At 65.0% G+C, this 12,462-nt stretch carries 12 protein-coding genes; 7 read left to right on the forward strand and 5 right to left on the reverse strand.

The features are described from left to right. Positions 1–7 precede the first annotated feature (7 nt). Both ABIA45_RS29335 and ABIA45_RS29340 read right to left on the reverse strand, forming a co-directional pair. Entirely contained in the window at positions 8–1,171 is a 1,164-nt protein-coding gene (locus ABIA45_RS29335) for an HlyD family secretion protein (protein ID WP_404654559.1), read from the reverse strand. Next, complete coding sequence (locus tag ABIA45_RS29340; protein ID WP_157285353.1) at positions 1,164–1,646, reverse strand: MarR family winged helix-turn-helix transcriptional regulator; 483 nt, start codon at positions 1,644–1,646, stop codon at positions 1,164–1,166. The genes ABIA45_RS29335 and ABIA45_RS29340 overlap by 8 nt, the downstream gene beginning before the upstream one ends. A gap of 156 nt (positions 1,647–1,802) precedes the next feature. Here ABIA45_RS29340 and ABIA45_RS29345 point away from each other — a divergent pair, with 156 nt between their 5' ends. From ABIA45_RS29345 to ABIA45_RS29365, 5 genes are all read left to right on the forward strand, one after another. Continuing rightward, positions 1,803–2,297, forward strand: coding sequence for a Fur family transcriptional regulator (locus ABIA45_RS29345; protein WP_404654560.1), 495 nt, complete (start codon positions 1,803–1,805; stop codon positions 2,295–2,297). 36 nt (positions 2,298–2,333) lie between these two features. After that, positions 2,334–3,287 (forward strand): DMT family transporter, encoded by a 954-nt coding sequence (locus ABIA45_RS29350; RefSeq protein ID WP_271541718.1) that lies wholly within the window; start codon positions 2,334–2,336, stop codon positions 3,285–3,287. Between the two features lie 13 nt (positions 3,288–3,300). Then, complete coding sequence (ispG, locus tag ABIA45_RS29355; RefSeq protein ID WP_404654561.1) at positions 3,301–4,584, forward strand: flavodoxin-dependent (E)-4-hydroxy-3-methylbut-2-enyl-diphosphate synthase; 1,284 nt, start codon at positions 3,301–3,303, stop codon at positions 4,582–4,584. A gap of 243 nt (positions 4,585–4,827) precedes the next feature. Further along, complete coding sequence (locus tag ABIA45_RS29360) at positions 4,828–5,724, forward strand: TauD/TfdA dioxygenase family protein (protein ID WP_404654562.1); 897 nt, start codon at positions 4,828–4,830, stop codon at positions 5,722–5,724. A gap of 201 nt (positions 5,725–5,925) precedes the next feature. Further along, entirely contained in the window at positions 5,926–6,741 is an 816-nt protein-coding gene (locus tag ABIA45_RS29365) for an N-acetylmuramoyl-L-alanine amidase (RefSeq protein WP_404654563.1), read from the forward strand. Positions 6,742–6,832: 91 nt separating this feature from the next. On the opposite strand, the gene ABIA45_RS29370 is transcribed toward ABIA45_RS29365, so the two are convergent. From ABIA45_RS29370 to ABIA45_RS29380, 3 genes are all read right to left on the reverse strand, one after another. Next, positions 6,833–8,440 (reverse strand): Na+/H+ antiporter, encoded by a 1,608-nt coding sequence (locus ABIA45_RS29370; protein WP_271541729.1) that lies wholly within the window; start codon positions 8,438–8,440, stop codon positions 6,833–6,835. 46 nt (positions 8,441–8,486) lie between these two features. Further along, on the reverse strand, positions 8,487–9,344 hold the full coding sequence (gene bla, locus ABIA45_RS29375) for a class A beta-lactamase (RefSeq protein WP_404654564.1): 858 nt from the start codon (positions 9,342–9,344) through the stop codon (positions 8,487–8,489). A 183-nt stretch (positions 9,345–9,527) separates the two neighbouring features. After that, positions 9,528–9,902 carry a nuclear transport factor 2 family protein gene (locus tag ABIA45_RS29380; protein WP_025033299.1) on the reverse strand — a complete coding sequence of 125 codons (375 nt, stop codon included), beginning with the start codon at positions 9,900–9,902 and terminating at the stop codon, positions 9,528–9,530. Positions 9,903–9,996: 94 nt separating this feature from the next. Between ABIA45_RS29380 and ABIA45_RS29385 the strand changes: the two genes are divergently transcribed. Beyond that, positions 9,997–10,425: a GFA family protein gene (locus ABIA45_RS29385; protein WP_198399860.1), complete on the forward strand. Its 429-nt coding sequence runs from the start codon at positions 9,997–9,999 to the stop codon at positions 10,423–10,425. A 182-nt stretch (positions 10,426–10,607) separates the two neighbouring features. Then, the gene (locus ABIA45_RS29390; protein WP_404654565.1) at positions 10,608–12,401 is read left to right on the forward strand and encodes a caspase domain-containing protein; all 1,794 of its coding nucleotides are present in this window, start codon (positions 10,608–10,610) and stop codon (positions 12,399–12,401) included. Positions 12,402–12,462: the final 61 nt, after the last annotated feature.

A 12,462-nucleotide genomic window follows, 5' to 3' on the forward strand; every position in this document is an offset into this window, starting at 1 on the left:
TCCTTGCTTATTCTTGATCCTGGCCCGCGGTCGCGGACAGGCCGAGCAGGCCGGCGAGCGTTCGCTTGTGTCCGGTGTCGATGGTGGCGTAGACGCTCATGCCGGCTTTCAGCTTCCGCACATATTTGTCGTTCTCGTCGAAATAGATGCGGATCGGGACGCGCTGCACCACCTTGACGAAATTGCCCATGGCGTTCTGCGGCGGCAGGATCGCGAATTGCGCGCCGGTGCCGGGCGAGAGCGAGCCGATCTTGCCCTTGAAGACATGGTTGGGGAACGCGTCAACCTCGAGCGTGACCGCCTGGCCTTCGGTGACATAGGTGAGGTCGCTCTCCTTCGGATTGGCATCGACCCAGGGATGGGCGACGTCGATGATGGAGAACACCGGCGTGCCGGCGGGGACATAGCGGCCGAGCTGAATCTGCTCGACCTGGGTCGCTACACCATCCATCGGCGCGCGCAAGACGGTATGGTCGAGGTTGCGCTGCGCGTCATCCAGCTTGGCTTTCGCCTGAGCGTAGGGCGGGAATTGCTCGAGCGGCAGATCAGGGTTGCCGAGCAACTGGGTCTTTGCGTTGGAGAGCTGCTGCTTGATGTACTGCGCCTGCGCCCCGGCGGTGACTAGTGCATTGGAGGCGTTGTCGAGATCGAGCTGGGAGCCGAAATTGTTCTTCACCAGCGCCTGCTTGCGCTCGACGTCGCGCTGCTTCAGATCGATGCCCTGCTGGGCGAGGCCCAGCATGTCGCCATAGATCTTGATGTTGGCGACGAGGTTGTCATAGGTCGTGCGCGTCTGCGCGAGCTGCGCCTTTGTCTCCTCGACCGCGAGGCGGAACGGAACCGGGTCGATCTCGAACAACTCGTCGCCCCGCTTGACCGACTGACCTTCCTTCACGACCACTTTCAGGATCTTGCCGGAGATGTCGGGCGTCACCAACACCTTCTGTGCGCCGACATAGGCATCGTCGGTGCCGACATAGCGGCCTCCATGCAGGTAGAAGGTGACGCCTCCGACGGTGACGATCACCGGCAGCACGACCAGGAGCAGGAATCGGCGATAGCGGCGCAGGCCCGCCAGCAGGCGGCGGCGCGGATCGGTGCCGGCCTTCTTGGTCGGCTTGCCGCTGTCGCTCTTCGGCTCGGGCTGCAACTTGATGACCTGATCAGCCATGGCGCTGCTCCTTGCGTGCTTGCTCCGTGCCGGATGTCTGGATCGCGGTTCGCACGTTTTCCTTGATGGTTTCGAGTTGGGTGAGGAGGCGGTGCGCATCCGCCGGATTGATGCCGTCGAGTGCGTTCGCCGTCAGCTCCGACTTCAGGCCACTCATGCGGCCGAGCAATTGCCGTCCGGCCTTCTTGAGATACAGGCGCTTGACCCGGCGATCCGAAGCGTCGCTGCGGCGCTCGATCCAGTCGTTGTCGCAGAGCTTGTCGATCAGGCGCGTCAGTGTGATCGGCTGCATCTCCAGCAGCTCGGCGAGCTCAGACTGCTTCATGCCCTCGCTGCGCTCCACCTTGGCCAGCACCGCCCATTGTGCCCGGGTGATGCCGAAGCGCGACGCCTCTTTGTCGGCATAGACGCGCAGGAGGCGATAGAGCTCACCGAGCGTGAACAGGAAATTCTGGTCGACCGACCCGCGCGTCATGAGCGTCGTCTCCACTAAGCTTTGCATATAATAAGCAAGCTTATGATTGTTTCACGGCCCGGTCGCGCGGTGCTGTCCCGCGGGAGGAGCATGGCTGGCAGCCGGGCGGCTCGTCGTGCTTTGGGTTCCCCCGCCGAAATGCTAGAAGAGGGTTACATGAGCCTCGCGAAGCCGGCATTCCCCACGCCCGACCATGATCACGGCCGCTGCACCGCGGACGCGCTCGCGCATGCCGAGGTGGTCTGTGAACGGCGCGCGCAGAAATTCACGCCGATCCGCCGCCAGGTGCTGGGTGCGTTGCTCTCCAGCCACCGCCCGCTCGGCGCCTACGAGATCATCGACGAGCTCGCCAAGTCGATGGCGCGGCCGGCGCCGATCACGGTCTATCGTGCGCTCGATTTCCTGATGGCCAACGGCCTCGTGCACCGCATCGAAAGCCGCAACGCCTATCTCGCCTGCGCCGCCCACGACCACGATGCGACCTCCGCGGTTGCGTTCCTGATCTGCGAGCGCTGCGGTCTGGTCGGCGAGATTTCCTCGGCGTCCTTCGCCAAGGACCTCAACGCCGCCGCGCGCAGCTCAGGCTTCGCGCCAAAGCTGTCTGTGGTGGAGATCACGGGCGTCTGCACGCATTGTCAGAAAATGTCTTGAAGCAATAACGGCGCAAAGCCGGATTCTTGGAAAGAAATGTCCGCACCTCAAGCCATACCGTCCGCCGGTCGTCCCCTCAGTGCCGGCGCCATCGCCCTGATGCTCATGCTGTGCCTGACCTGGGGGTTCAACCAGATCGCGGTGAAGCTGGTGCTGCCGGACATCCCGCCGATGCTTCAGGCCACCATCCGCTCGATGGGCGCGCTGCCGGTGCTGTTCATCATCGGCACCTTTCGTGGCGTCAAGTTCTTCGAGCGTGACGGCACCTGGAAGCCGGGCCTGTTCGCCGGGCTGATGTTCGGCATCGAATTCGTGTTGATCTTCCAGGGGCTGCACTTCACGTCTGCTTCCCGTGCGGTGGTGTTCCTCTACACCGCGCCGTTTTTCGTGGCGCTCGGCTCCTATCAGGTGCTCGGCGAACGACTTGGCGCCTCGCAATGGCTGGGCCTCGCCATCAGCTTTGCCGGTGTCGCGCTTGCGATCGGCGTGCCGCAGCCCAATGTCGATTCGCATGTCCTGCTCGGCGATCTCATGATTGTCGGCGGCGCCGCGCTGTGGGCCGCGACGACGCTGGTCGCCAAGAGCACCCGTCTGCGCTTCGCCGCCCCCGAGAAGGCGCTGGGCTACCAGGTCGCGACCTCGATCCCCATCCTCGGGACCGCGGCCTGGCTGTTCGGCGAATCCATCACCCACACGCCGAGCCCGCTGTCGCTCGGCCTGATGGCGTTCCAGGCGATCTGGGTGGTGGGAACCACGTTCACGCTTTGGTTCGCGCTGGTGAAGGCCTATTCGGCCAGCAAATTGTCCGCTTTTACCTTCATCACCCCTTTGTTTGGCGTGGTGGGTAGCTATTTCATCATGCACGACACCCTCAGCCTGACATTCGGGGCCGCAGCGGTCCTTGTAATTGCTGGGCTTTTCCTGGTTAACCGTCCCAGCCCATCGGCTGCGGCGCCGCGCGATGCATTGCTGAACGTCACCAAAACCTGATATTTGGACCGCCATGAACAAGTTCGAAAACCCTCTCGATTCAGACATCGCGGGCCCGGCGCCCCGGCATCGGACCACTCAGGTCAAGGTGGGCAACGTCGCCGTCGGCGGCGGTGCGCCGATCGTCGTGCAGTCGATGACCAACACCGACACTGCCGATGTCGAAAGCACCATCGCCCAGGTCGCAGCGCTGGCGCGTGCAGGTTCCGAAATGGTCCGCATCACCGTGGACCGCGAGGAGGCTGCGGCCGCCGTTCCGCACATCCGCGATGGCCTCGCCAAGCGCGGCATCAATACGCCGCTGATCGGCGACTTCCACTATATCGGCCACAAGCTGCTCGCGGCCTATCCGGCCTGTGCGGAAGCACTGGCCAAATACCGCATCAATCCCGGCAATGTCGGCTTCAAGGACAAGCGCGACACCCAGTTCGCCGACATCATCGAGATCGCGAACAAGAACAACAAGCCGGTGCGCATCGGCGCCAATTGGGGCTCGCTCGACCAGGAGCTTCTGACCAAGCTGATGGACGAGAACGCGGCCTCGCCCAACCCGCGCGACGTGCGCGCGGTGACGCGCGAGGCCATGGTGCAGTCGGCGCTGCTCTCGGCGGCGCGCGCCGAAGAGCTCGGCATGCCCAAGGACCGCATCATCCTCTCCGCGAAAGTCTCTGCGGTGCAGGATCTGATCGCGGTCTACCAGGATCTTGCGGCGCGTTCGGACTACGCCATCCATCTCGGTCTCACCGAAGCCGGCATGGGCTCGAAGGGCATCGTGGCGTCCTCGGCCGCGCTCGGCATCCTCCTGCAGCAGGGCATCGGCGACACCATCCGCATCTCGCTGACGCCCGAGCCCGGCGGCGACCGCACCCGCGAGGTGCAGGTCGGCCAGGAGCTCTTGCAGACCATGGGCTTCCGCACCTTCGTGCCGCTGGTTGCGGCCTGCCCCGGCTGCGGCCGCACCACCTCGACCACGTTCCAAGAACTGGCCCGCTCGATCCAGGATTTCATCCGCGACGAGATGCCGACCTGGAAGACCAAATACCCCGGTGTCGAGGAGCTCAACGTCGCGGTGATGGGCTGCATCGTCAACGGCCCCGGCGAGTCCAAGCACGCCAATATCGGCATCTCGCTGCCCGGCACCGGCGAAGCGCCGGCCGCGCCCGTCTTCGTCGACGGCAAGAAGTTCCGCACGCTGCGCGGTCCCACCATCTCCGCCGACTTCAAGGCGCTGGTGATCGACTACATCGACCAGCGCTACGGCCAGGGCGCCAAGGTGCCGGCGCCTGCGGCGGAATAGTTTTGCTCCGCTAGCCGCCTCATACTCGCTGTCGTCCCCGCGAAGGCGGGGACCCATAACCACAGGGAGTGGTTATGGCGTGGGGTCGTAGTTACCAACTTTCGCAAAACTAAATCCTGTGGCTATGGGTCCCGGGCTCGCGCTTCGCACGCCCCGGGACGACGGCTATGTTTGCGGTGCAGATTGCGTATCGGTCACCGCGCGTTACGATGTCTTCAATCAATAACGATCGGGAGACACGCCATGAGCTCACTCGCCGGCAAGCAGGGCCCGCGCTATCGCCACACCGCTGAAGGCGGCGCGCCCTACGAGACCATCGCCGTCGAGAAGCTCACGCCCATCATCGGCGCGGAAATCAGTGGCGTCGAGATCGGCAAGCTCGTCGATGGCGATGCCCGCTCCAACCGGCAGATGGACGAGATCCACCGCGCGCTCGCCGAGAACCTCGTCATCTTCTTCCGCGACCAGCACATCACGCCGCAGCAGCATCTCGCCTTCGGCCGCAAGTTCGGCGAGCTGCATTTTCATCCCGCAGCTCCTCACGAGGACGAAGACCCCGCCTTGATGAAGATCTATGCGGACAAGAACTCACCGCGCGCCAATGGCGAGGGCTGGCATTCCGACGTGTCCTGCGATCTCGAGCCGCCAATGGGCTCGATCCTCTACATCAAGCAATGCCCGCCGCGCGGCGGGGACACGCTGTTCGCCAACATGTATGCGGCCTATGAGGCGCTCTCGGAGCGCATGAAGGCCTATCTCGACGGCTTGACGGCGCTGCATGACGGCGAGCCGATCTATCGCGGGCTCTATGCCAATTATGGCGTTGCCGATCGTCCCTCCTATCCCCATGCCGAGCATCCCGTCGTGCGCACGCATCCGGTCACGGCTAAGAAGGCGCTCTACGTCAACCGCGGCTTCACCCGCCACATCAACGGCATCCCGCGCGACGAGAGCGACGCGATGCTCGCCTATCTCTACCAGCACGCCGAAAACCCGCTGTTCCAGTGCCGCTTCCGCTGGACCGAGAACGCCATCGCGTTCTGGGACAACCGCTGCACCCAGCACCGCGCGATGTGGGACTACTGGCCGCATACGCGTTCCGGCACGCGCGTAACGGTGAAGGGGGAGCGGCCGGTGTAGGAGAAGGTGCCGTAGGGCGGGCAAAGGCGCGTCAGCGCCGTGCCCACGTCTTATCAAATAGGCAGGAGGTGGGCACGCTTCGCTTTGCCCACCCTACGAGAACCGTTCTCGCGTTGACGTCCTCGCGCTGCCGAGCCAATCTTCCCGAAGACAAATCGCGGGCTCATTGGTCGCCCGTGGATCACGGCAGCGGAGCAGCGCTTGGGGCAACCGCGGAGCATCATCGCCGGGCTGGTCGCATCGATCCTGCTGTCGTCGTTCGTCCTCGTCGAGGCCGGCGACGCTGCTGCTGCTGCGCGAAAGATTGCCAGACCCAGGCCGAAGCCGTCGTCGCCGGCCAAATGCGAGATACCTAAGTTCCGGATTGTCGTTGATGTCGGCCACACGCCGGATTCCTACGGTGCATTGAGCGCGCGCAATGATCCGGAGTTCGGCTACAACTTCCGCCTCGCACGGCTCATCACGGCCAAGCTCAAATCCGAAGGCTTTGCCGCAACCCGCCTCCTCGTCACCGATGGCAAGGCACGGCCGAGCCTGTTCAAGCGCGTCGGTGCTGCGAATGAAGGCCGCGCCGATCTGTTCCTGTCGGTCCATCATGATTCGGTGCCGGACAAGCTGCTCGAGACCTGGGAATTCGACGGCGCAAAGAGCTATTTCAGCGATCGCTTCTCGGGCCATTCGCTGTTCGTATCGCGGCAGAATCCGCACTTCGCCACCAGCCTGATGCTGGCCCGCATGATCGGCAAGCACCTGAAGGAGCAGGGCCTGAACTATGCGAGCCAGTACACCCTGCCGGTGATGGGTCGCTACCGGCGCCAGCTGCTCGACAAGGATGTCGGCGTCTATCGCTATGACGGGCTCGTCGTGCTGTCGCGCACGCGAAGCGCCGCCGTGCTGCTCGAGGCCGGCTCGATCATCAATCGCGACGAGGAAATGGAGATGAACTCGCCGGAGCGGCAGGAGGCCGTCGCGGGCGCCGTTGCGGCTGCGATGAGGGAGTTTTGCGAGAAGCGGTAAGGAGTCGTCATTGCGAGCGCAGCGAAGCAATCCAGAGTCTTTCCGCGGCGGCAGTCTGGATTGGTTCGCTGCGCTCGCAATGACGAGGAAGCTACAGCGGCCCGCCGCGATATTCCCTATTCGCCAGGCTCGCCTCCTCCAGATCCAGATCGCGCTCGATCCGCCGGCGCGTCTCGTCGGTGATTTGGCCGTCGCGCAGCAGGTTGTGGATGAACTTGCGCTCGGCGGCGATCAGGTCGCGGGTCAGAGCGGTGCCGGCGGCGGAGACGTCGTGACGGTTGGGATTGAGCGAGTCTGGGAGCTGGTTGAGGCGGATGTCGTGGCGGGCGCGCATTAGCCGCATCACCTCGTCGGAAACCGCTTTCTCCGCAGTGAGCGCATCGAGCGATTTCAGCGCGGCCTCCAGCGCCTGACGGCGCGCGGCGATCTCCGCTTCGTGCTCGGTAGCATGCTCGTGACGACCGGCCTCGGCGACGCCGAGCCACCGCACGATCGGCGGCAGCGTCAGGCCGACGCCGATCAGCGTCACGAAGATGACACCGAACGCGACGAACAGGATCAGGTCGCGATACGGAAACGCTTCGCCGTTCGGCAGCGTGAACGGCAGCGCCAGCGCGGCGGCGAGCGACACCGCGCCGCGCACGCCGGTAAAGGCGAGCACGAACGGCCATTGCCATGGCGGCGACGGATCGCGCTCGCGCAGCGACCTGGAGAGCATTCGCGGCAGATAAGTTGCGGGATAGAGCCAGGCAAAACGCGCGATCACGACGATCACCAGGACCAATGCAGTTGCGATGAGAATGTCGTCGAGCGGAAAAGTCTTCGATTTCTCGTAGAGCGCGCGCATCTGGAAGCCGGTGAGCAGGAACAGCATGCCCTCGATCAGGTAGATCACGAGATCCCAGAAGAAGATGCCTTGCAGGCGCGTCGCCGAGGAGATCAGCAATGGGCCGTTCCAGCTGACGTAGAGCCCGCAGGCTACGGTTGCGATCACGCCGGAGCCGCCGACATGCTCGGGCAGCCAGTACGAGACATAGGGCGTGATCAGTGACAGTGTCAGCTCGACCTGCGGATCTCCAGACCATTTGCGAAGGCGCAAGGAGAGCCAGCCGACGCCGATGCCGAAGGCGATCTCGCCGGCGACGATGAGGAGGAATTCACCGGCCGCGAGCGGCAGCGAGAAGTGGCCGATGAGGATCGCGGCGAGCGCGAAGCGGTAGAGGATCAGCGCGGTGGCATCGTTGGCGAGACCTTCGCCCTCGAGCACGACCAGGATGCGGCGCGGCATGTTCAGGCGGCGGGCGATCGCGAGCGGCGCCACCACGTCGGGGGGCGCGACGATGGCCCCGAGCAGGAAGCCGACGGTCCAGGGCAGGCCGATCATATAATGCGTGGCGGCCGCCACCATCGCCGTGGTGAAGATCACGGCGCCGACCGCGAGCAGCACGATCGGACGCAGGTTCTTCTTGAATTCGCGCCAGCTCATCGCGACGCTGGCCGAGTAGATCAGTGGTGGCAGCACCACCAGCAGCACCAGCTCCGGCGGCAGCTCCACCGTCGGCATGCCCGGCACGAAAGCAAGGCCGACGCCCGCCAGCATCAGCAGGATGGCAGGGGCGACGTTGAAGCGGCGTGCGGCCAGTGCCACGCCTGCCAGCACGGCAAGCAGGATGAGAAAGGTCTGAAACTTCGCTTCCATGATGGTCTGTCTTGACCCGGAAGCGACGGCTAGGTCAATGCGCGGCTCACGCCAGCCGTTCGGCCACCATCCGCCCAATCCGCGCGAACGCGGATGTGATCTGCGTCGCGTTCGGCGTGCCGCCCTGGGTATAGGCCGCGATCAGGATCGGCGTATCCGGCTTCGGCCAGGCGACCGCGATGTCGCCCGAGGCGTCCTTGCCGTTGTTGCCGGTCTTGTCGCCGATCTTCCAGCCTGCCGGGAGTCCGCCACGCAGGCGATTTGCGCCGGTCTTGCAGTTCACCATCCAGTCGGTGAGCAGGGTCCGCGAAGCAGGCGACAGCGCCTCGCCCGTGACCAGCCGGCGCAAATTTCCCACCATCGCCGCCGGCGTCGTGGTGTCCCGGGGGTCGCCGGGCTGCGAGCGGTTGAGCTCGGGCTCGTTGTGGTCGAGCCGCGAGGTGGTATCTCCGAGCGACCGCCAGAATGCGGTCAGTACGGCGGGGCCGCCGATCCGCGCCAGCAGCAGATTGGCGCAGGTGTTGTCGCTGAGCTCGACGATGGCCTTGCACATCTCGCCGACCGACATCTTGCCGGCCGCGAGATTTTCCCTCGCCACCGGCGCGTATTCCAGCAGATCCGCCTGGCCATAGCGGATCATGGCCGCCAGTTGCTCCTCGCCGCGATCGACTCGCGCCAACACGTTGGCTGCGAGCGAAGCCTTGAACGTCGAGCACATCACGAACCGTTCGTCGGCGCGCCAGGCGAGCTTCTTGCCGGTTGCGAGATTCTCCGCATAGAGCCCGATCCGCCCGCCGCTCTCGCGCTCGTAGGATTCGAATTCTGATGGGGCATCCCCGGCGAGCGCAGGAGAGGCGGCCAACCAGGCGAATGAGGCGAGCAGGGAGCGGCGGTCGACAAGCATGGTGATTTCCAGGCTAGCAGAGGTGGGAGATGGAGCGGACGCTGCATCCGCGTCGTCATTGCGAGCGCAGCGAAGCAATCCAGACTGTCTCCGCGGTGAGATTCTGGATTGCTTCGCTGCGTTCGCAATGACGGAGAATTGGATAGCGAGTGCGTCCGAATTCGGGCAGCAGGACGGCGCCCGTCACTCCCTCAAATCATATCGGTACGACTTCGACACGATCTGCCAGCCGTCGGCGAGCTTCATCGCCACGAGATAATCGGTGAAATAGCGCGGCGGCAGCTGGCAGCGCACCTTGATGAAGGCGGTCTTGTCGTCCGAACGGTCGATGGTGACGATGAAGTCCTCGCGCGGCTTGCCTTCGGCCTTGGCCGAGGCGCGCTTGCGCACGCGGTCGAGCCAGTCCGGCACGGTCAGAACCTGGAGCTCGCCCTTCTCGACCCAGCGCAGATCGGCGGAGGGATGGAAGATGGCGCCGAGCTTGTCGGCGTCGCCCTCGTAAAGTCCGTCAAAATAGGATTGCACGACGGCTTCGACGCTCGACCGGTCCTGGCTCATGGGTCGTTCCTTTGCATGATTGCTTCGGGCCAACTTAGTCGCACACTTTGAAATGCGCTATGGGTGTGTCAGCGATTTGCGTGAAGGCGTCACGATGACAGAATCAGAAAATTCGAACGCTCGCATTCTTGTCGGCGAATGCTTTTGCCGCGCCGTGCGCTTCGAGGTGGCCGATGCGTTCGCCTATGCGATGAACTGCCACTGCTCGAACTGCCGGCGCACCACCGGTGCCGCCTTCAAGCCCTTCGCCGGCATCCGGCAAGACAGGCTTCGTATTGTCAGGGGTGGCGACCTCCGGATGATTTTCGGCGACGACACCACCCATGACGCGCATTGTGGCCGCTGCGGCTCGCTGCTCTATTCCCGGGTCCGGGAAGGAGAGTGGGTCCACGTCGCCATGGGAACCCTGGTCGATGCCCCCTCGATCCGGCCGAGCGCCCATATTTTCGTCGGCTCGAAGGCGCCTTGGCATGAAATTGCGGACGATCTGCCGCAATATCGGGAGCACATCGGGGTTGTCTGACGGAACCCGGTCCGCACCGCCGTCCGTTGGCGAACCGCGACAGCGCTGGCGCGACAAACAAAAGAGGTCGTACGGCCTGCCGTCGGGGTCCGCTTCGTGACCTCCATCACAAGCGCCGGCGGAGGATGTTGCTAAAGCGGTCCCAAAGGGCCGGACGGCCCGGAACCATCGGAAGTCGTGTCATGCGCAGCTTGCTCAGACTTTGTCCGCTTTTCGTCGCCCTCGGCCTGATGTTCGGCGCCGGGCCGGCTGTTGCCGGAAAGCGCGTGGCGCTGGTGCTGGCCAATTCGGCCTATCAGCACGCGCCCTCGCTCGCCAATCCTGTCAATGACGGGTCGGTGATGGCCAAAACCCTGAAGGAGGCCGGCTTCGACGTCGTCGACTCCCGGCACGATCTGTCGGCGCTGGAGACACGGCGCGTGCTCCGCGACTTCGCCGACGCGACCCGCGACGCCGAAATCGCCGTGGTCTACTACGCCGGCCACGGCATCGAGGTGGAGGGCTCGAACTATCTGATCCCGGTGGATGCCAAGCTCGAGCGGGACACCGACGTCTTTGACGAGGCGCTCTCCCTCGACCGTGTCCTGGTCGCGGTCGAGCCCGCCAAGCAATTGCGTCTGGTGATCCTCGATGCCTGCCGCGACAATCCGTTCAGCAAGCGGATGAAGCGCACGGTCGCTTCGCGCGGCATCGGCCGCGGCCTCGCCCAGGTCGAGCCGTCCAGCCCCAACACGCTGATCGCCTATTCGGCCAAGGCCGGCTTCACCGCGCAGGACGGCGACGGTGCCAACAGCCCGTTCACCATCGCGCTGTCGAAGCATCTGACGACGCCGGGCCTCGACGTCCGCCGCGCCTTCGGCTTCGTGCGTGACGATGTGCTGAAGTCGACCGGCAACAAGCAGGAGCCGTTCGTCTACGGCTCGCTGGGTGGCGAGGACGTGCCGCTGGTGCCGGTCAAGCTGGCGCCGGCGGCGCCCGTAGCCAATCCCCAGGCCGATATCCGCCGCGACTACGAGCTCGCGCTCCAGGTCGGCAACCGGCCGGCGTGGGAAGCCTTCCTCGCCCAGCATCCCGACGGGTTCTATGCAAGCCTTGCCAAGCTCCAGCTCGAGAAGATCGGCGCGGAGCAGGCGCATGCGGCGGCGATCGCGAAAGCGAAGCAGGCCGAGGCCGAGCGCGACCGCCTTGCTGCGCTCGGCGCGCAGAAGGATGCGCAAGCCAGGGCCGCGGCCGATGCGAAGGCCGCCGAGCAGGCGCAGCTTGCTGCGCAGAAGGCGAAGGAGCAGGCACAGCAGCAGGCGGCCGCCGCCGAGCAGCAGCGCGTCAATCTTGCCGCTACCGCGCCGAGTGTTGCGCCGGGCAACACCACGAGCGCCTCCGGCACCAACGTCGCCGCGCTCACCCCGGCGACCGCGCCGGCCGACCTCAACCGCTCGGTGCAGAGCGAGCTCGGCCGCGTCGGCTGCTTCTCCGGGCAGGCCGACGGCAATTGGAATACGTCCTCGCAGCGGTCGCTGTCGCAGTTCAACCGCTATGCCGGCACCAAGCTCGACGTGAAGGTGGCGAGCACCGATGCACTCGATGCGGTCAAGGCCAAGCCGTCGCGGGTCTGCCCGCTGGTCTGCGAGCACGGTTTCAGGGCCGAAGGCGACAAGTGCACCAGGATCGTTTGCGGCAACGGCTATGTGCTGAACGACGACAATGAATGCGAGAGGAAGCGCGCCGCCAAGCCCGCGTCAAAGCCCGCGACCTCGCGGCGCGACGACGGCGAGGACCGCCCCGCGCGGCAGCGGGCCGGTGCTGCAGCGGGCGGCTACGGCGCAGCTGCGGTGGCTGGCGCGGGCCGTGCCTCGAGCGGCAGTGGTCAGATCTTTTGCAACGCTCTGCTCTGCCGGCCGGTCAGGCCCGGCTGCCGCCTCGTCTATCGCGGCGGCGGCGGCCCCCACGTCGACGCCAATGCCGAGGTCTGCAACTGAAATAGGCGCCGCTCTACTGACCACCTAGAGCATGATCCGGAAAGTGTGTAGCGGTTTTCCG

Origin of the sequence: Bradyrhizobium sp. USDA 336, assembly GCF_044908355.1 — a bacterium.
GTDB classification, from domain to species: Bacteria; Pseudomonadota; Alphaproteobacteria; order Rhizobiales; family Xanthobacteraceae; genus Bradyrhizobium; species Bradyrhizobium yuanmingense.